The 19482-nt window shown below is 63.6% G+C and carries 21 protein-coding genes; 14 read left to right on the top strand and 7 right to left on the bottom strand.

The annotated features are described in order from the left end of the window. Nucleotides 1-38 precede the first annotated feature (38 nt). From ACMHYJ_RS08850 to paaN, 7 genes are read right to left on the bottom strand one after another with little or no spacing between them, the layout of a single operon-like run. The gene (locus ACMHYJ_RS08850; protein WP_414245814.1) at nt 39-1184 is read right to left on the bottom strand and encodes an ABC transporter substrate-binding protein; all 1146 of its coding nucleotides are present in this window, start codon (nt 1182-1184) and stop codon (nt 39-41) included. Beyond that, nucleotides 1184-2407, bottom strand: a complete 1224-nt coding sequence (gene pcaF / locus ACMHYJ_RS08845) for a 3-oxoadipyl-CoA thiolase (RefSeq protein ID WP_414245813.1) — start codon at nt 2405-2407, stop codon at nt 1184-1186. Before pcaF ends, ACMHYJ_RS08850 begins: the two co-directional genes overlap by 1 nt. A 4-nt stretch (nt 2408-2411) precedes the next feature. Further along, nucleotides 2412-3734 (bottom strand): phenylacetate--CoA ligase PaaK, encoded by a 1323-nt coding sequence (paaK, locus tag ACMHYJ_RS08840; RefSeq protein WP_414245812.1) that lies wholly within the window; start codon nt 3732-3734, stop codon nt 2412-2414. A 32-nt stretch (nt 3735-3766) separates the two neighbouring features. Next, a complete protein-coding gene (paaI, locus tag ACMHYJ_RS08835) occupies nt 3767-4228 on the bottom strand; it encodes a hydroxyphenylacetyl-CoA thioesterase PaaI (protein WP_414245811.1) in 462 nt (153 codons plus the stop codon). Next, nucleotides 4218-5744, bottom strand: coding sequence for a 3-hydroxyacyl-CoA dehydrogenase (locus ACMHYJ_RS08830; RefSeq protein ID WP_414245810.1), 1527 nt, complete (start codon nt 5742-5744; stop codon nt 4218-4220). The genes paaI and ACMHYJ_RS08830 overlap by 11 nt, the downstream gene beginning before the upstream one ends. Before the next feature lie 3 nt (nt 5745-5747). After that, nucleotides 5748-6542: a 2-(1,2-epoxy-1,2-dihydrophenyl)acetyl-CoA isomerase PaaG gene (gene paaG / locus ACMHYJ_RS08825; RefSeq protein ID WP_414245809.1), complete on the bottom strand. Its 795-nt coding sequence runs from the start codon at nt 6540-6542 to the stop codon at nt 5748-5750. Nucleotides 6543-6557: 15 nt separating this feature from the next. Next, the gene (paaN, locus tag ACMHYJ_RS08820) at nt 6558-8225 is read right to left on the bottom strand and encodes a phenylacetic acid degradation protein PaaN (RefSeq protein WP_414245808.1); all 1668 of its coding nucleotides are present in this window, start codon (nt 8223-8225) and stop codon (nt 6558-6560) included. A gap of 367 nt (nt 8226-8592) precedes the next feature. Here paaN and ACMHYJ_RS08815 point away from each other — a divergent pair, with 367 nt between their 5' ends. From ACMHYJ_RS08815 to ACMHYJ_RS08750, 14 genes are all read left to right on the top strand, one after another. Continuing rightward, complete coding sequence (locus tag ACMHYJ_RS08815) at nt 8593-9618, top strand: hypothetical protein (RefSeq protein WP_414245807.1); 1026 nt, start codon at nt 8593-8595, stop codon at nt 9616-9618. A 94-nt stretch (nt 9619-9712) separates the two neighbouring features. After that, nucleotides 9713-10744 carry a 2Fe-2S iron-sulfur cluster-binding protein gene (locus tag ACMHYJ_RS08810; RefSeq protein ID WP_414245806.1) on the top strand — a complete coding sequence of 344 codons (1032 nt, stop codon included), beginning with the start codon at nt 9713-9715 and terminating at the stop codon, nt 10742-10744. A gap of 38 nt (nt 10745-10782) precedes the next feature. After that, nucleotides 10783-11739, top strand: coding sequence for a phenylacetic acid degradation operon negative regulatory protein PaaX (gene paaX / locus ACMHYJ_RS08805; RefSeq protein WP_414245805.1), 957 nt, complete (start codon nt 10783-10785; stop codon nt 11737-11739). A gap of 148 nt (nt 11740-11887) precedes the next feature. Then, the gene (locus ACMHYJ_RS08800; protein WP_414245804.1) at nt 11888-12466 is read left to right on the top strand and encodes a YceI family protein; all 579 of its coding nucleotides are present in this window, start codon (nt 11888-11890) and stop codon (nt 12464-12466) included. Between the two features lie 278 nt (nt 12467-12744). Beyond that, nucleotides 12745-13017, top strand: a complete 273-nt coding sequence (locus tag ACMHYJ_RS08795; protein ID WP_414245865.1) for a BrnT family toxin — start codon at nt 12745-12747, stop codon at nt 13015-13017. Beyond that, a complete protein-coding gene (locus ACMHYJ_RS08790) occupies nt 12977-13243 on the top strand; it encodes a BrnA antitoxin family protein (protein ID WP_414245803.1) in 267 nt (88 codons plus the stop codon). The genes ACMHYJ_RS08795 and ACMHYJ_RS08790 overlap by 41 nt, the downstream gene beginning before the upstream one ends. A gap of 393 nt (nt 13244-13636) precedes the next feature. Beyond that, complete coding sequence (locus ACMHYJ_RS08785) at nt 13637-13930, top strand: plasmid mobilization protein (protein ID WP_414245802.1); 294 nt, start codon at nt 13637-13639, stop codon at nt 13928-13930. A 122-nt stretch (nt 13931-14052) separates the two neighbouring features. After that, complete coding sequence (locus tag ACMHYJ_RS08780; RefSeq protein WP_414245801.1) at nt 14053-14310, top strand: type II toxin-antitoxin system Phd/YefM family antitoxin; 258 nt, start codon at nt 14053-14055, stop codon at nt 14308-14310. Then, the gene (locus tag ACMHYJ_RS08775; RefSeq protein ID WP_414245800.1) at nt 14310-14729 is read left to right on the top strand and encodes a PIN domain-containing protein; all 420 of its coding nucleotides are present in this window, start codon (nt 14310-14312) and stop codon (nt 14727-14729) included. The genes ACMHYJ_RS08780 and ACMHYJ_RS08775 overlap by 1 nt, the downstream gene beginning before the upstream one ends. Before the next feature lie 68 nt (nt 14730-14797). Next, on the top strand, nt 14798-15475 hold the full coding sequence (locus tag ACMHYJ_RS08770; protein ID WP_414245799.1) for a TrbM/KikA/MpfK family conjugal transfer protein: 678 nt from the start codon (nt 14798-14800) through the stop codon (nt 15473-15475). Between the two features lie 12 nt (nt 15476-15487). After that, nucleotides 15488-16186, top strand: coding sequence for a lytic transglycosylase domain-containing protein (locus tag ACMHYJ_RS08765; RefSeq protein WP_269358226.1), 699 nt, complete (start codon nt 15488-15490; stop codon nt 16184-16186). 137 nt (nt 16187-16323) lie between these two features. Beyond that, a complete protein-coding gene (locus ACMHYJ_RS08760; RefSeq protein WP_269358224.1) occupies nt 16324-16644 on the top strand; it encodes a TrbC/VirB2 family protein in 321 nt (106 codons plus the stop codon). A gap of 3 nt (nt 16645-16647) precedes the next feature. Beyond that, entirely contained in the window at nt 16648-17052 is a 405-nt protein-coding gene (locus tag ACMHYJ_RS08755) for a type IV secretion system protein VirB3 (RefSeq protein ID WP_269358222.1), read from the top strand. Further along, complete coding sequence (locus tag ACMHYJ_RS08750; protein WP_269358220.1) at nt 17049-19478, top strand: VirB4 family type IV secretion/conjugal transfer ATPase; 2430 nt, start codon at nt 17049-17051, stop codon at nt 19476-19478. Before ACMHYJ_RS08755 ends, ACMHYJ_RS08750 begins: the two co-directional genes overlap by 4 nt. The last annotated feature ends 4 nt before the right edge of the window (nt 19479-19482 follow it).

Raw genomic sequence — 19482 nt, 5'->3', positions numbered from 1 at the left:
GGGGGGCGTCTTTTGCCGAGAGGGGGTTCAGTCCGGCGTCAGTCCACCAACGTCCACTTGCCGTCCTTGATCTCCAACAGGCGGAAAGCAGTCAAGTCCAGGCCCATGTGGTCGGTGGGCGAAAGGTTGAATTCGCCGCCGGTGCCCATCACCCCCTGGGTGGTGTTCAAGGCATCCAGCACCTTGGCCTTGTCGGTCGAGCCGGCGCGCTTGACGGCGTCGACATAGATCATCAGCGCGTCATACGCGTGGCCGCCGAACGTCGACACGTCGGATTTCCAGCGCTGCTGGTAGTCATGGGCGTAAGCCGTGACCACCGGCTTCTGCAGATCGGAATCCGGCAGATCCTTGGCCACGATCAGCGCGGCGCAGGGCAGGCGGGTGCCTTCGGCGGCATCGCGGGCCAGCTTGATGAATTCATCGGAACACACGCCGTGCGATTCATAGACCGGCAGCTTGATGCCCAGCTGTTTGTAGTTGCGCTGCACCAAGGCTGGCCCCTGCCCCAGGCCGAAGATCAGGACGGCCTGGACATTGGGGTTGTTCTTGATGTTGGTCAGCTGCGGCGTCATGTCGGTATCCTTGGGGCCGTAAGTTTCCTGGGCCACGATATCAATACCGTACTGAGGCGCGACAATCTCGGATTCCTTCTTGCCGGATTGGCCGAACCCGCTGGTTTCGCTGATCAGGGCGATTTTGGTCAACCCCTGCTTCTTCATGTCTTCAAAGACTTTTTCGGCCGCCATGCGATCCGTGTGCGGCGTCTTGAAGACCCACTTCTTGACCGGGTCGATGACCACGACGGCCCCGGCCAGCGAGATGAAGGGGATCTCGGCCTGTTCGACCAGCGGCACCATCGACATGGTGGCCCCGGTGGTGGTCCCGCCGATGATCACATCCACCTTGTCGTCATAAATCAGGCGCTTGGTGAAGCTGTTGGCCTTGCTGGCATCCGTGCCGTCGTCGTAGGACACGAGTTCCAGCGGGCGATCCAGCACACCGCCGTCCTTGTTGATTTTTTCAACATACATCTGCAGGGTCTTGGCTTCCGGGTCGCCCAGGAAAGCGGCCGGCCCCGTGACCGACAGCACCGAGCCGATCTTGATGGGATCGGCCGCCTGGGCAGTCATCCCGAACGAGACCAGGGCAATCCCGGCCATCCAACGCCATGTTGTGGTTTTCATCAGTTGTCTCCTTGGGTGGGGGTAAGGTTTTCGATAATCATGGCAATGCCCTGGCCCACGCCGATACACATGGTGCACAGGGCATAACGGCCGCCAATGCGCCGCAATTGCGCGCTGGCGGTGGTCACCAGCCGGGCACCGCTCATGCCCAGCGGGTGGCCAATGGCGATGGCGCCGCCATTGGGGTTGACGTGAGGCGCATCGTCCGGCAAACCCAGATCGCGCAAGACCGCCAGCGATTGGGCCGCAAAGGCCTCGTTGAGTTCGATCACATCCATCTGTTCCAGGCGCAGGCCCGTCTGGGCCAGGACTTTTCGCACCGCGGGCGCGGGCCCCATGCCCATGACGCGCGGGGCCACCCCGGCGGCGGCCATCCCCAGTATCCGGGCCCGGGGCGACAGCCCATACTGCCGAACCGCCTGCTCGGAGGCCAGCAGCACGGCACAGGCCCCGTCGTTGACCCCGGAGGCGTTGCCCGCGGTGACGGTCAGATCGGGCCCATTGATGGCCTTCAGGCCCGCCAGGGCCTGGACGGTGCTGTCCGGGCGCGGGTGCTCGTCGGTGTCGATGACCAGATCCTCGGCCTTGCGGCGGGGAATCCGCACCGGAATGATTTCGTCGGCGAAGAACCCGGCCGCCTGGGCCTGCGCCCAGCGCTGTTGGCTGCGCGCGGCAAAGGCGTCCTGATCCGCGCGCGAGATGTGATAGTCGTGCGCGACGTTATCGGCCGTCTGCGGCATGGAATGGGTGCCGTAGGCTTTTTGCAGCAGTGGATTGACGAAGCGCCAGCCGATGGTGGTGTCGTACATCGCGGCCTGGCGCGACCAGGCCTTGTCTGCCTTGCCCACCACGAATGGCGCCCGCGACATGGACTCGACCCCGCCCGCCAGCATCAGGTGGGCCTCGCCCGCCCGGATGGCCCGTGCCGCCATGCCGATGGCATCCATGCCCGAGCCGCACAGGCGGTTGATCGTGGTGCCCGGCACGGTTTCGGGCAGTCCCGCCAGAAGCACCGCCATGCGCGCCACGTTGCGGTTGTCCTCGCCCGCCTGGTTGGCGCAGCCCATGATCACATCGTCAACCGCCGACCAGTCCAGGCCGGGGTGGCGCTCGGCCAGCGCCTTGAGCGGCAGCGCCGCCAGGTCATCGGCCCGCACGGCCGCCAGGGCGCCGCCGTAACGGCCGATCGGGGTGCGCACCGCATCGCAAAGATAAGCATGCATGGCGTTATTCCTGGCGAGGACGCTGGTCGAACACGCGCCGCGCCTTGCCGGTCTGCGAACGCGGCAATTCGCCATAGCGCATTACCGTGACCTGGGTGCTGATGCCGACGTTGGTCTTGATGTAATGCTGCAGCTGCTTCGCGCAGCGCGCCACCGCCTCGGCCGACGCCGCGTTGGCCTCGTGCTGCAGTTCGCAGCGGATCTCGACATTGTCCAGGTGGCTGGCCTTGGACACGACGATCTGGTAGTTGCAACTGAGCATCGGGTCACGCATGATCTGTTCTTCGATCTGGGTGGGGAAGACATTGACGCCCCGGATGATCAGCATGTCGTCCGACCGGCCCGTGATGTGCCCCATGCGCCGGAAGCTGCGCGCCGTGGGCGGCAGCAGGCGCGTCAGGTCGCGGGTGCGATAGCGGATCACCGGCAGCGCTTCCTTGGTCAGGGTGGTGAAGACCAGTTCGCCTTCCTCGCCGTCGGCCACGGGTTCGCCGGTCTCGGGGTTGATGATCTCGGGATAGAAGTGGTCTTCCCAGATCACCGGCCCATCCTTGGATTCGATGCACTCGGACGCCACCCCCGGCCCCATGACTTCGGACAAGCCATAGATATCCACGGCATCCAGGCCCAGCTTGTGCTCGATCTCGTTGCGCATGCCCTCGCCCCAGGGCTCGGCGCCGAAAATGCCGACCTTCAGCGAGATGTCTTCGGGGGCGATGCCCTGGCGGTCGAATTCCTCGGCGATCACCAGGGAATACGACGGCGTGACCATGATGATGTCGGGCTTGAAGTCCATGATCAGCTGGACTTGCTTTTCGGTCTGGCCGCCCGACATCGGCACCACGGTACAGCCGGCGCGCTCGGCCCCGTAATGGGCCCCCAGCCCGCCGGTGAACAGGCCATAACCATAGGCCACATGCACCGTATCGCCGGGCCGCCCGCCCGCTGCGCGAATGGAACGCGCCACCAGGTCGGCCCAGGTGTCGATGTCCTTCAGGGTATAGCCCACCACCGTGGGCTTGCCGGTCGTGCCCGACGACGCATGCAGGCGGGCGATGCGGTCGCGCGGCACGGCAAACATCCCCATGGGGTAGTTGCGCCGCAGGTCTTCCTTGGTGGTGAAGGGAAACTTGCTGATGTCCGCCAGGGTCTTCAGGTCGTCGGGATGCACGCCTTTGGCGTCGAACGCCTGGCGGTAATGCGGCACATTGTCGTACACGTGATGCAAGGTCTGCCGCAGGCGCTGCAGCTGCAGCGCGGCGATCTCGTCGCGGCTGGCGGTTTCGATGGGGGCCAAATCCCCCGGCTGGGCTGTTTTCACAGGCATGGATTGTCTCCTACTACATTTAAATTCTGGTATCAGCTGGCTTCGGCCGTCAGGGACTCGGTGACTAGGCCCTGGATGCGATGCGATTTCCCCCGGAACAGCGCCACATCGCGCCCAGACGTCAGGTTGTGCACGGTAATGTCGTACACCCCGGTGCGCCCCCCCTGGGTGCGCACCTGGGCATGCGCCTGCAGGCGGTCGCCCAGGCGCGAGGGCGCCAGGAAATCGATATAGGCCGCCGAGGCCACGGTGTTGTGGTTATCGCTGTTGCAGGCATAGGCAAAGGCCGTATCCGCCAGCGTGAACAGCATGCCGCCATGGCAAATGGCATGGCCGTTGAGCATATCGGGACGCACGCTCATGGAGAGGCGCGCACTGCCGGGGGCGATGGAATCCAGTCGCATGTCCAGGGCATGGGCGGCGTGGTCGCGCGACCACATGGCCGTCGCCACGGTTTCGGCCAGGGTTTGAGGATCTAGGGCTTCATGCGACATGGAGAGGGATTCCTGAATAGATAGAGGATTTCAAGGCTGCGCAGGGCAGGTAGCGTTCGCCATAGGCGGCGTGCAGGTGCGTCAAGACCGTGCCGACGGTGTCCGCGCCGATGCGGGCGCACCAGGCCAGCGGCCCCAGCGGGTAATTGACCCCCAGCCGCATGGCCTGATCCACGTCCGCCGCGCTGCAGACCCCCTGGCTGACGGTGTCCAGGGCTTCGTTGGCCAGCATGGCCACCGTGCGCATGACCACCATGCCCGGCACGTCGCGGATGGGGGCGACGTCCAGGCCCGCCGCCTGCAGCAGCCCCGTGGCAGCGGCCACGGCGGCCGGCGGGCACTGGCGGGCGGCCGCCAGCGGCATGCAGCGCGCCGTCGCGGGATCCAGGGACAGATCCAGCAAAAGCGTGGCGGGCTGGCCGAGATCGTGCGCCCGCTGGGTGGCCGAACGGCCATCGGTCAGGTACAGCAGGGCTTCGTCCGCCTGGGCGACACGCCCGTCGCCCCGTTCGGCACAGGCCTGGAAAGGTACGCCCGCCGCCCGCAGGCGGCTGCCCAGGGCCTGGGCCAGGGGACTGCCGCCGAACAGCGCGATGACGTCCGGGCGCGGCTGGGACGCAGCCAGGGACGGCGCCGGCGCGGGCGCCCCGTCGGCATAATCAAAGAAACCCCGCCCGGCCTTGCGCCCCAGGCGCCCCCCGTCCACCAGTTCCTGCTGCACCAGCGACGGCTCGAAGCGAGGGGCATGATGAAACGCGGCCCAGACGCTGCGGCTGACCGCCGCATTGACGTCCTGGCCGATCAGATCGGTGAGTTCGCACGGCCCCATGCGAAAACCGCCGCAAGCCCGCGCAATGTAATCCAGCGTGGCGGCATCGACCGCCTGTTCCTGCAGCAGGCGCAGGCCTTCGCCGTAAAAAGGGCGCGCCACCCGATTGACGATGAAGCCGGGGGTGGATCGAGCCCGCACCGGGGATTTGCCCCAGGCGAAGGCCGTGTCGAACAGGCACTGCGCCGTGTCCGGGCGGGTATCCAACCCGGAAATGATCTCCACCAGCGGCAGGCGCGGCGCGGGATTGAAGAAATGCATCCCGCCCAGGCGCCCGGGATGCTTCAGCGCGGCGCCAATGGCGGTCACGGGAATGGACGAGGTGTTGGTGGCCAGCAGACAGGCGGGCGACACGATGTCTTCCAGCGCGGCAAACAGCTGCGCCTTGGCATCCAGGCGCTCGACGATCGCCTCGACCACCAGCCCGCAATCGGCCAGATCCGCCAGGGTTTGCGCCGGTTTCAGCGCCGCCACGGCCCGTGCCGCCTGGGCCGAATCGACTTTCTGCCTGGACGCCAGGGTTTGCAGGGTTTTGCCGATGCCCGCAATGGCCTGGGCCGCCGCGCCTTCGCGGGTGTCGTACAAAATGACCGGGTGGCCCGCCATGGCCGCCACCTGGGCAATCCCGGCGCCCATGGTGCCCGCACCGATGACGGCCACGGCGCGCTGAGAATCCAGTGTGGCCATGGCTTATTCCCCCGTAAAGCGCGCCGGGCGCTTTTCGAGAAAGGCGGCCACCCCTTCGGCGTAATCGTGGCGCCAGCCCAGTTCGCGCATGAAGCCGGCTTCCATGGACAGCTGTTGTTCCAGCGTGTGCGAGGCGGCGGCCTGCATGGCCTGGCGGGTGCGCACCAGCGCCCGGGTGGGCGCCTGGGCCAACAGACCGGCCAGGCGGTCGATTTCATCCGGGAACGCGGCATCCGGCACACAGGACCAGATCAGGCCCCAGTCGGCCGCCCGCTGGGCCGGCAGTTTTTCAGCCAGCAAGGCCAGCCCCATGGCGCGGGCCAGGCCGATGCGCTGGGGCAGCAGCCATGTCCCCCCGGTATCGGGAATCAGGCCGACCTTGCTGAAAGCCTGCAGGAAATAGGCGGATTCGGCGGCCACCACCAGGTCGCAGGCCAGGGCCAGCGAGGCCCCGGCACCGGCCGCGATGCCATTGACCGCCGCCAGCGTGGGCACCCGCAGGTTTTGCAGGGACAGGATCAGGGGCTTGTAGAATCGCTCGACCGTGGCGCCCAGGTCGGGCGCCTGGCCGGCGGCCATTTGCATGCCGCGATCGCCCAGATCCTGGCCGGCGCAAAACCCCCGCCCCGCGCCCGTCAGCACCAGAACCCGCGCGTCGGCGTCATCCTGCACCCGGGCCAAGGCGTCGCGCAGTTCGAGGTGCATGGCCTCGGTGAAGCTGTTGAGCTTGTCGGGGCGCGCCAGCGTGACGCGCGCGACGCCCTGTTGAACAGTGAACTGAATATGCTGATAAGTCATGTCGAATACAAGTAGTCAGGCGTGGCGGCGGCGTTGGACGACGCGGAAGCGGTTGGCCACGAACGCCGAATCGGCATACGAAGCGTTGGCCGCCGGATTGCCCCCCGTGCCGTGAAAATCCGAGAACGCGGCGGACTGGTTGACGAATACCCCGCCGGTGAGGTTGATGGACAAGGCGACCTTGGCGCGCCAGGACGCCTGGATGGCGGCGTCGATCACGGCTTCGTTTTGACTGTACACGCCCAGGGTGAGCGCGCCATGCTGGCGGGTCAGGGATTCGACCAGTTCGAGGGCGGCGGCGGTGTCGGCCGCTTTCACCAGAAAGCTGATGGGGCCGAATTGTTCCTGGGCATAGTGTTGCGCATCCGCCGCATCGCAGGCGACCAGGACGGGCGTGCGCACCCGGGCCTGGGGAAAGTCTTCGTAGCGCAAAGCGCGGGGCGCCAACACCACCCGGCCCATCCCACCCTGGCCGGCCTGTTCGATGCGCTGCAGCGTGGCATCGGACTGCACCGCGCCCAGCACCGCCTGGGCGGTTTCCGGCTTGGACAGGAATTTGTCGATGGCCCCGGCCAGATCCTGGCACACCTGGTCATAGGACTTGTGGCCGTCGTTGGTCTCGATGCCCCCGGCGGGCACGACCAGCGCCTGGGACGTCGTGCACATCTGCCCCGAATACAGGGACAGCGTGAAGGCCAGATTGCGCAGCATGCCGGCGTAATCGTCCGTGGAATCGATGACGATGCTGTTGACCCCGGCCAGTTCGGCATAGACCTGGGCCTGGCGGCAGTGATCGACCAGCCACTGGCCAAAGACGTTGCTGCCGGTGTAGTCGATAGAGTGCACGTCGGGATGCTGATACAGCGCCTGCGCCGTCTTGCGATCCTGCGTCAGGCACAGGCTGACGAGGTTGGGATCCAGGCCGTTTTCGGCCAACACCGCGCGGATGGTGCGCACGGTGATGGCGGCGGGCAGCACCACGTTGCCGTGCGGCTTCATGATGACCGGGTTGCCCGTGGCCAAGGCGGCGAACAGGCCCGGATAGGTGTTCCAGGTGGGGAACGTCGCGCAGCCGATGACGACCCCCACCCCGCGCCCGACGATTTCGTAGTGTTTCTGCATGACCAAGGCGGGGTGCTTGCCCTGGGGCTTTTCCCAGGTGGCCTGCGCCGGGATGAAAGACATCTCGCGCCAGGCGTAGGCCACGGCTTCGAGCCCGCGATCCTGGGCGTGCGGGCCGCCCGCCTGGAAAGCCATCATCCACCCCTGGCCGCTGGTCATCATGACGGCATGGGCGATTTCGAAGCTTTGGCGGTTCAGGCGCTGCAGGATTTCGAGGCACACCCCCACGCGGCCCTCTGCCCCCAGCGCCTGCCAGGCCGGCATGGCGGCCAGCGCAGCCCGAACCAGCGCGTCGGGATCGGACACGGGGTAGCGGATGCCCAAGGCCTGCCCATAAGGCGAGGTTTCCTGGTCGTGCCAGCCCACTTGGCCGGGCTGGTCGAGTTCGAACGCCTTGTCCAGATGGGCTTCAAAGGCGGCCCGGCCTTCCGCCGGCGCGGTTTCGCCATACGCCTTGGGGCTGGGGGATTCGGCAAAAGCGGACCAATAGCCGCGGGTGGCGATGGTGTCGAGCGCACCGTCCAGCAGCGCGCGGTGCTGATCCAGCAAGGGGTGAGACATGAGTCCTCCGGTGCCGGGCAAGCCCCCGGCCTGTGACGTCAAAATACCAAAACAAACAGATTTGTCTTGGACAATGTATCACTTTTCAAGCGATGTTTTTCAATTTTGGTTTATTTATCTGAATATCTAATGAATACATTAGCACAGCCTATATCTGCGTATTTGCTTGCATTCCCGCGAGGATCAAGGGGGGAAACCGTGGCTTTCCTTAATGATTAAGGAAAACCCTAGGTAATAAGCGATACAAATAAATTGACAAACAGGCCTATTACGTAACATGATGTCGATACGCCAGGCATTCGCCGGGTGTACATGATTCGAATCAGCCTGAAACCACATTGCCCCACCCCACTCAAGGAGATTATTTATGTCCAGCAAGGAACGTTTCGCGGACAAGATGGAGTTCCCGCCCGAAATCGAACAACCCAACGTCTACCCCCTGTCCTGGGTGCGCAAGACCACCAAGCTGCAAGAGATCTGGGAAGCCTCGTTGCGCGAATACTGGAAACCGGAGGAACTCCCCTGGGATACTTTCGACGTCGAAAGCTACACCTGGGAAGAACGCGAAGCCATCGCCTACTGGTGGACGCTGCTGTCCGTCTTCGACGCCTCCGCGCCGCCGGTGTTTGCCGCGGCCCTCATCAAGACCTACGAGGATCACGAAGAAGACCCCGTTCGCAAATGCTTCTTCTCGGTCACCAGCGACGAGCAGAACCATGAAATCATGTGCGGCCTGTCCATCACCAAGCTGCTCGACCATCCCGATCCACTCACCTACGAACCCAAGACCGACCTGGGCCGCCGCCTGCAGAAAAACGCCAAATGGCTGTACTTCAACGGCGCGCGCTACTGGAACGGCTTCAAGAGCGCCGCACCCAAATACGATTTGGCGGTATTGTTCAGTTCGTTCCTGATGGGTGAAATCGCCGCGGCCACCATCTTCAAGCAAATGCACGACAACACCCGCGAGCCCGTCTTCAAAGAAGCCTTCAAGAACGTTGGCCGCGACGAAGGCCGCCACATGGCCATCTGTATGGCGGTGATGGAACGCGACTACCCCGGCCTGTCCGAAGAAAACCGCTCCATCGTCACCAAGCAGATCCGCGCAGGCTACCTGTTCCTGTCGGCCGTGCTGTTCGAACCGCCCGCAGACTTCTGGGATCTGCCGCCCGATTTCATCGAAAACCAGCGTGCCGGCGAAGAAGTCGCCCGCAATGCGGGCTTCGGCATCCCCACCTACGAAGCCAAGCGCGAAAACTGGCGCAACGCCATCATCAACCTGAAGGGTGTGCTGGATCACTACAACATCCCCTTCCCCGCCATTCCCGAAGTCGGCATCTCCGGCGAGGAAATCTCGGACGTCGCAATGGAAGACATCATCCCGGTGTTCTAACCGGCTGATCCCCATTCAAAACCCCGGCCCGGTCGCTGTGCACAACGCTCGACCGGGCCTGCCTTTCAAAGTTTTGCATCATTACGGAAGCACTATGGCACGCATCGTCATCCAACCCTCCGGCAAGGTCGTCGACTGGAAAGAAAGCGACACCGCCCTCATGGCCCTCGAACGCGCAGGCTACGCCCTGCCGAACAATTGCCGGGCAGGCGCCTGTGGCGAGTGCAAGGTCAAGGTTCTGGAGGGCCAATACGACCAGGGCATGGTCATGGACATGGCCCTGACCGCCGAAGAACGCCGCCAGGGCTATGGCCTGATGTGCATGTGCAAACAGATTTCCGAGGAAATGGTGATCGAATGGGGTACGGCCGACGCCCGTCCCAAACTGTTCCCCCCCCGGGAAAACGCCATGTATGTGCTGGTCGACCGCCGCGAAGTGGCCTCGCGCACGCTGGAAATCCGCCTGCGGCCCGTGGGCAAGGCCATCCGCTACTGGCCGGGCCAGTACGTCACGCTGGGCGACGACCGCAACGGCGTGCCCCGCCGGGCCTATTCCATCGCCAATGCCCCGCGCCCCGATGGCGAAATCACCCTGCAGGTGGCGCGGGCCGAAGGCGGCACCACCAGCGCCTGGGTGCACGACACCCTGAAAGTGGGCGACAGCGTCAAGCTCAATGGCGCCTATGGCACGTTCATCGGCGATCCATCCGCCGACACCCCGGTTTTGTGCCTGGCCGCGGGCACCGGCCTGGCCCCGATCATGGACCTCGCCGAAGCCGCGCTGGCGCGCGGATACCGCAAGCGGGTGGATCTGATTTTCTCGGCCCGCACCGAGGCAGACATCTATGGCCAGGGCCTGATGGCCTGGTGGCGCACCAAACACCGCAATTTTGACTATAAAATCACGCTGACCCGCGAAGAAAAAGAAGGCTTCCTGCACGGCCGCATCAATACCTTGCTGGGCGGGCTGTATCCCGATCTCTCCAGCCACAGCATTTTCATCGCCGGCAGCCCGGAATTCGTCGACGATTGCCTGGCCGCGGTCAAAGCCCTGGGTGCCCAGGAAGAACTCATCCACAAGGAAGGCTTCTTCCCCATCCAGAATACGGCCATACAAGGCCGCTAACCTTAAATCCAAGGGGCATCCCAGCCCTTTCCAGTCCGTTGATAGCCTCCATCCAGCACCGCATCGATACCTTCCGTCAACAACAGCGCGTCCGTGCGGGTTCGCTGATCATGTCGTTTTTCGGTGATGCGGTGCTGCCCCGCGGGGGGCGCATCTGGCTGGGCAGCCTGATCCAGCTGCTGCAGCCCCTGGGGCTGAACGAAAGGCTGATCCGCACCTCGGTCTACCGCCTCAGCAAAGAACAATGGCTGCGCGCCGACAGCCATGGCCGCCGGGCCGATTATGTGCTGACGGACTCCGGCCGCCTGCGCTTCGAAGAAGCCTCGCGGCACATCTACTCGTCGCACGCCCCCATCTGGGATCGCCGCTGGCGCCTGATTCTGGTGGTGGGCGAGCTGGATGCCCGCCAGCGCGAGCGTCTGCACCAGGCCCTGCAATGGCAGGGGTTCGGGTCTTTGGGCAACGACTGCTTCGTGCACCCCTCCACCCAGTTGGACGCCACCTATGACACCCTGATGGCCGATGGCCTGGGCGAGTTCCTGGGCCACCTGCTGCCGCTGCTGGCGGCGGATGCCCGCATCGCCCTGACGGCATCGGACGCCGACCTGGTCTCCCGCGCCTGGAACCTGGAGCGCCTGGCCGAATCCTATGCCGGCTTCGTATCGGACTACCTGCCGATCCTGGCCGAGCTGCGGCGCGATCGCCACACGCGCCTGGAGCCCGAAGAATCCTTTCTGCTGCGCATCCTGCTGATCCACGACTACCGCCGCCTGCTGCTGCGCGACCCCGAACTGCCCGAAGTTCTGCTGCCCGCCGACTGGCCGGGGCAGACCGCCCGCATGGTATGCCGCGAACTCTACCGCCGCCTCGCCGAACCCTCCGAACGGCACCTGGACGTCCACATGCACCTGGCCGACGGCAGCATCCCCCAGCCACTGGACAACGGCACGCCCCGGTTTCCGGCGGACGACCCCCTGATGGCGATTTCATTCTAAGCAACGCCATTATCCGGGCGGTCTTTGATGCACATCAGACACCGGCGGCCGCCGCGCGGCCCAGGCCGGCCCAGACCCCGTAGACTCGTTGCATGCTGGCTTGTCTTTCATCCGCCGGCCAGCGGCGCACTTGACGATGAGGATCGCCATGTCGAAACGACTGATCACCGCCCTGCTGGGCATCCCCGCCCTGGCCCTTGCCGGCCCGGCCCTGGCGCAAAACGCCACCTACGATGTCGAACCGGATCACAGCTTCGTGACCTTTGAGGTCGTGCACAGCGGCACTTCGACCACCCGCGGACGGTTCGATACCCTGACCGGAACCATCCAGCTGAACCCGGACGCCAAGACCGGACAGGCGGCCATCCAGATCGATACCGCCTCGATCAACAGCGGCTCCAAGGGATTTGACGAGCACCTGCGCGGCAAGGACTTCTTCGATGTCACGGCCTTCCCCGAAGCCCGCTTCCAAGGCAACGGTTTTGTTTTCGAGAACGGCCGGGTCAGCAGCGTGACCGGCACCCTGACGCTGTTGGGCGTGCAAAACCCCGTCACCCTCCAAGCCAGCCATTTCAACTGCTACCAGAACAAGCGCATCCAGCGCGACGTCTGCGGCGGCGATTTTGAAGCCACCATCCAGCGCAGCCAATGGGGCATGGGGTTCGGCCTCCCGGGCATCCCGGACACCGTCCGCCTGGTCATCCAGATCGAGGCCATCAAGCAGTGAGGCTTTGCGTCCATGCCCGCCCGCTATCGGGAGGGCATCGCGGTCGCCATACGCCACGGCACCGTTGATGAAACTTGGCATGGGCGACCGCTCTGCAGCGATCAAGGTAGCCGACCTCGCGACCGCGAGAACGCTCAAACTTTTGAGTACCCTGAATGCCCGGCTTACGCGCCATCAAAGTTCGTCTTCGTTCAAGAACCTCATGGCGGCTGAAATCGGAGCAATGTACTAACAAAAATTCCTTGCTCATGGAATTTTTTGTTAGTACAATTATCCTTATGGAAATCGAGTTCGACCCCGAGAAACGCGATAAGACGCTGACCGAACGCGGGCTGGATTTCGCTAGAGCCGACGAGGTGTTCGCGGGCCGTCACTTCACCCTGGAAGACACCCGCGAGGACTACAGCGAGCCGCGCTACATCTCGGTCGGCAAGCTTGACGACCGGATGGTCGTCACGGTTTGGACGCCTCGCGACGGGGCCCGCCGCATCATCAGCATGAGGAAAGCAAATGAACGCGAGCAAACGCGGTACGCCCACCGCTTGGACTGACCCGGACGACGCTCCTGAACTGACCGACGAGTTCTTCGAACAGGCAGACGAATATGTCGGCGAAAAGCTCATCCGACGTGGCCGTCCGGCGGGCAGCCACAAGACCGCCACGACCATCCGCTTCGACGACGAGGTCATCGAAGCCTTCAAATCCACGGGCAAGGGCTGGCAAACGCGCATGAACGCTGCCCTGAAGGACTGGCTGAAGTCACATCCGCCGGCATAGGTGGATATGTCAATCAACCGCCTGAAAACCGCCCGCACCAACACCATAAAAAAGGGGGGTGCTTCTTTCGGGAAGCACCCCCCTTTTTTATGAACCCAATCTCTGGTTTCCTACCACACTTTTGCGATAAAGCATAATGTGGCACTTCGTGAAATAAAGCATAAGGTGGCAATAGTGCCAACTTATGCTTAACTCCACAGTGACACATAGTGCGGCGTGGTGTGATCTGGTGGAGCCGGGGGAATTGAACCCCCGCTCTTCACTGTATTCATGCGGCTTTCCAGGAATTGCGTGGCGTAATCGTGCCATTCTTTCCGAAATCCTACTGCTGACGCTGCGCCATCATCACGAAGCCTTCTGGCCGCCGGACGGCCGATCCCGCAAGGAACCTTCATGAACGAACCTCTCTCCGAGGTCATCCGCATCCGGGTGACTTCGTCCCATGCTGCTCGTCTGGGCGACGCAGCGGCCCTGTCCGGATTGTCGCTATCCAACTATGTCCGTCGCCGACTGATGGCTGACGACACCCTGCAGGAAGAACTAACGTTGCTGCGCCAGATTGTGGCCGACCTAGGGCAGCTGCGGGATACGCGGATGGCGGCAGTCGAGACCGTCCATCTGGTGCGAGCCATGGCCAAGCCAGAGCAGATTGCAATCGCCGAGAAACGCCTGATCGGCTCATTCTGACAGGGCCGACACCGGCAGCTCTGTCATCCGCTCCCACTCCACCCCCTCACGCTATGCAAAATGAGTCCGAACCGATAGAATGTGTACGCACAGATTCACAAATAATGCAGGAGGACTCCATCATGGAAGCGACCAAAGTAGGCATTCGGGAGTTCCGGACGGACCTGGCTGAACTCATTTCATCAGGCAACCCTATCGTCGTCACCCGCCACGGGCAAACGGTTGGCTACTTCATCCCGACACGCAGCCAGGATGCTGCCGAGGTTGAAGCACTCAGGCAAGCCAGCGAGGCCCTGGACACCATGCTGGCCCAGCACAAAGTTGCCGCCGACGACATCATCGCCGACTACAAAAAGGCGCGCCGAAAAGGCTCTCGGTGATGCAGGCAAGGACGATTGTTCTGGATGCCAACATCCTGATTCGCACCATCCTGGGCACACGGGCGCGCCAATTGATTCTGGACCACGCGATGGCCGCCCGGTTCTTCGCGCCCGATGTGGCATACGCGGATGCAAGAACCTACCTGCCTGCACTACTCCAAAGGCGCGGCATCCCAGAGGGCCCGCTGATGGAGGTGCTGGACAGGCTGGAAGCAGTCGTCCGCCCGCTGACAGCAGAAATCTACGCACCTTACAGAGACCGAGCACTTGACCGCATCGCCACGCGGGATGCCAACGATTGGCCTATCCTGGCATGTGCTATGGCCCTGGACTGCCCAATATGGACCGAAGATGCCGATTTCTTTGGTACCGGCGTCGCAACCTGGACCAGCGATAGGGTCGCAATTTACCTGTCCTGACGCTCTCTTTCTTTCCTGACCCACCTGCGCGGTCTGATCTCTTCTCCCTTCCCCTGGAGACATCCCCCATGCAAACCCTTCCCGCCCTGCGGGCTGGGGCGCTGGCGTTCGCCTGCGCTCTGGCCCCTATCGCCCAGGCTGCCGACACCACCGATCTGCTGACCGGCATTCCGCGCCTGGCCTGCGAAGCCACGCTGTGCCTGTCCTCCAGCCTGCGGCCTGGCGAATGCAGTCCATCGCTGGAGCACTATTTCAGCATCAAGCGATTCAACCGCCATGGTCTGGACTGGGACGCCACCGTTGCTGCCCGCCGGTCCTTTCTGAGCCAGTGCCCTGCAGCAGCCGATCCCGGCATGCCCGAACGGGTGGAGGCTATCTCGCACGGCGCGGGCAAATGCGATGCCGATTACCTAAACCGCAGCTATGCCGACACCGCCTACAAATGGCGCAAGCGTGGCTATCGCTACGATGCGGCGACCGGCAATCGGGAGCCCGTCTATGAAGTTCAGACGCTGGAGACGGTGACACTCACCCAGCTGCCGACCTGGTGCGTGGCCTACAACGATCACGACTGGACCTATGAACTGTCCGTGCGCTATGTGGGCAGACCCACGATGGGCGGCCGCTGGATCAAGGCCGAAGACTACGAGGCCGCCCAGGCTCGCTGGGATGCAGAGCATGGCGGCCAATGGGCCAAGGGCTGGAACTTCTCGATGTCTGACCCCAGGCAGCGTGACAACCTTTGAAGGCGGCCATCCATGCTTGCCGAACTGGCCGCCCTGGCCCTGACCTGCGCACCCAATATCCACTCGGTCACCCTGAAAGCCCTGATCCAGCATGAGTCCGGTGCGCGACAGTACGCCATTGGCGTGAACCGCAAGGGCAAGGCCTTGCCCCAGCAACCGCATGATCTGAAAGCAGCCAGCCAGGCAGCCGAAGATCTGATCGCTGAGGGCATCGACTTCGATGCGGGCCTTGGCCAGATCAATGTGCGCAACTGGGCTTGGCTGGGGCTCGATAGCACCACAGTCTTCGATCCCTGCCAGAATCTGGCGGCTGCGCAGGCCATTCTGTCGGCCTGTTATGCGCGAGCGCTCGACACCCACCGCGATCAGCAACAAGCTCTACGGGCGGCCCTGTCCTGCTACAACACCGGGAATTTCACCAAGGGCTTTGTCAATGGCTATGTGGGCAAGGTCCTGGCCCAGGCCGGGATCCAGGTACCGGCGTTGAAACCCATCGCTCGTCCTGGCAGCTCATCTGTGGATCCCACAGCCTCTCTGGAACCGGGCACCACCACACCACGCCCAGCCATCACCGGGACTGGCAACAATCCGGAAATTCCGGATCGTTCACCCAATCAGCAGGACGGATCCCCTGACGCCAGCCAGCAGGGCACTCCTGACGGTTTCACAGCCCATCCCACAGCCGACGGCTTCACGCAGCCTACCCGCTGATTCACACCGCTGATTCAGCCCCCTGACCCAGAACGCTGATCAGGCCATCAAACCTGCGCTAGACCTGACCCGGTCACTTCCCATTCCTTTTCTCATCACCCCAGCGCACCACCGTGCCCTGGGGCAGGAGCCACACCATGCAAATACTGAACCACATCAAGAACAAGACCCTTCAAGGACGATTCGCCCGCACCCTGGCGACACTCTGGATACTGGTCGGGGTTCATCAGGGGGCGTTTGCCCAATCCATGGGTGGCCTTTCACGCGCCCAGACGACGCTGCAGACCTTGAAGGACAATCTGGATGTGATCCTGCCGATTGCCGCCGTCATCATTGGCGTCATCATCTTCGTGCTGTATTCCGCTGAAGTCATGAGGAAGGACGACGCCATCCGCTGGGGCATTGGCGTGCTGCTGGCGGGTTCCGCTGCTGAACTGGTCGTGCTGCTCTGGAAGTAAGCCATGGCCACACACACCAGCGACACACGGCCAGGACACCAGGACTCCACCGGCCAGACACACGCCACCCACCAGAACCCCAACACCTATCCCGTCTTCAAAGGCCTGGGGCGCAAGGCGACCTTCATGGGCATTCCCACGACGCTCATGCTCGGGGCCTTTGTCTGCGTGGCAGTCATCGCCATGACGGCGGGCCTTGCCTGGTGGGGGCTGCTCTTTGTGGTGATGCCAGCGCTGGCGATTGCCACCCGTGACGACGACAAGGCGCTCGATGTCCTGTGGCTGGAGCTCAAGACCCGCCGCATGAACCGTAACCAGCGCTTTTGGTGCGGATCCAGCTACGCGACCCAGGGCTACCACCGGCATCGCCCCTGGCACAGCCTTATTCACCGAAGGAATCACCCATGACAGCAGCCGCAGCTCTCGCCGTCGATGAACGGCTGGTTTCCCGCTACCTGCCCTATTCCCACCATGTCACAGACCACATCATCGCCTGCGACAACCATGAATACCTGGCGGTCATCAAAGTGGCTGGGCGGGCCCCGGACGCCTATGCCCAGGCGGAACTGAAAGAATGGATCGAAGCCCTGCACAATGTGCTGCGCGGCCTGCCCATGGGCTCGCTGGGCCTCTATTCACACATCATCCGCAGGCGCGTGACCGAATACCCGGACAGCACCTTTGCGCAGCCCTTTGCCGCGCAGTTCGACGCGGCCTATCGGGCCACGTTCGACGCCTCGGGCCTCATGGTGAACGACCTGTATCTGACCGTGCTGATTCATCCGGTCGAAGACCCGGTGCTGGGCACCTTTGCCAGTCTGGAGAAGGCCAACGGGCAGCGGCTGGCGCACTGGCAAGCCGAGTCCATCGAACGCTTGACCAGCACCCTGCGGGCGCTCACGGCCGGCCTGTATCGCTACGATCCACAGATCCTCGGCATCGTAGACCGCAGCGGCCTGGCCTTCAGCGAAACCGCCGAATTCCTGGGCTTCCTGCTCTCAGGTACCCACCGGCCCGTGGCGATCAGCCGGGAGCGCCTGCGCGAGACCCTGCCCCATGCACGGCCCATCTTCGGGCGGCACGGGGAACTTGGCGAACTGCGCACCGTGGTCGGATCCCGGATCTTTGGCATGATGGAATTACGCGACTATCCGGAAGCTACCAAGCCTGGCCACCTGGACCGGCTCCTGGGCCTGCCTCATGAATTCGTGCTGACCCAGTCCTGGGGTAGCCACACGGGAGCCGCCGCCAAGAAACTCGTGAAAAAACACCACAAGCTGCTGGTCGATTCGGGTGACGATTCGGCCAGCCAAGTGGCCCAGCTCGCGGACGTGATGGACGACCTGACCTCAGCCCGTCTGGGGCTGGGCGACCATCACGCCACGATCCTCATCTACGGCAACACGGCCGAAGGCGTGCGCCAGGCGCTCGCCCAGACGGCCACAACGCTCGCCGAAGACGCGGTGGGCTTTCGGCCACTGGATCGGGCTCTGGAAGCAGGCTTCTGGGCGCAACTGCCGGGCAACTGGCACTGGCGGCCCCGGCCGGTACCGGTCACGTCGCTCAACTTCCTATGCTTTTCCAGCCTGCACAATCAGCTGACCGGCAAGCCTGCAGGCAACCCCTGGGGGCCGGCGGTCACCATGCTGAAGACTCAGACTGGATCGCCCTTTTTCTTCAACTTTCATGCCTCTACCGAAGACCTGGATGAGACGGGCAAGCGGCGCCCCGGCAACACCATGATCATCGGCATGACCGGCACCGGCAAGACCGTGCTGCAGGGCATGTTGCTCACGCAAGCCCAGAAGTTTGGCGCGACCTGCGTGGTCTGGGACAAGGACCAGGGCATGCAGGTGCTCATCATGGCGCTGGGCGGGCGCTACTTCAACATCCGTCTGGGTGAAGCGACCGGCTGGAACCCATTTCAGATGGAGCCCACCAAGGGCAACGTCGCCTTCATGGTACGCCTGGTGGTGTTCCTGGCCGAACGTCGGGGCGAAGCAGTCAGCACCCGTCAGCGGGCCGACATCACCCAGGCCATGCAGCAGCTGGTGACGCTCATCGACCGATCTGCCAGGACCCTGTCCACCCTGAACACGCTGCTGCCCAATCCCTACAGCGAGGACGAGTCGCACAGCACCATCCACGCGCGGCTTGCCCCCTGGTGTCAGGGCGGCGAATACGGCTGGGTGTTCGACAATCCTGGCGATCACCTGGACCTGGAGACCACGAGCGGCAAGCCTGCGATCTTCGGGTTCGACCTGACCGAACTGCTGGACGATGATGACGTGCGCGGGGCCGCCACCCTGTATCTGAAGCATCGGATCGACGCCCTGCACGACGGGCGGCGCATCATCAATCTGTACGACGAGTGCCAACATCCCCTGAAGGATGCACATTTTCAGGAATCCATGCAGGACGCGAGCCGCACCATTCGGAAAAAGAATGGAGTGCTGGCCTTTGCCACCCAGGAACCGGGAGCCATCACTGAGAACCCCGTGGGGCCGTCGCTCGTGCAGCAGACCGCGACGCTCATCCTCTTGCCCAACCCCAAGGCTCGCGCCCGCGATTACATCGAAGGCTTTGGCCTGACGCCTGCGGAATTCGCCCTGCTGCAAAGCCTGGGTGAAGCCAGCCGCAAATTCCTGGTCAAACAGGGCGTCAGCGTGACGGTCGCCCAGCTGGATCTGTCCGGCTGCGAAGACGAGCTGCTGGTGTTCTCCGGCAGCCCCGACATGGCCGAGATTGCCGAACAGGCGGTAACCCAGGCGGGCCCAGATCCCGCCGTCTGGTTGCCGGTGTATCTGGCTGCTGTCCGACAGCCGCATCTGTAATCAC

The organism is Castellaniella hirudinis, from assembly GCF_047468865.1.
Lineage (GTDB): Bacteria > Pseudomonadota > Gammaproteobacteria > Burkholderiales > Burkholderiaceae_B > Castellaniella > Castellaniella hirudinis_A.
Note: the sequence above shows the minus strand (reverse complement) of the source record. Positions and strands in the feature narration are given on the sequence as shown.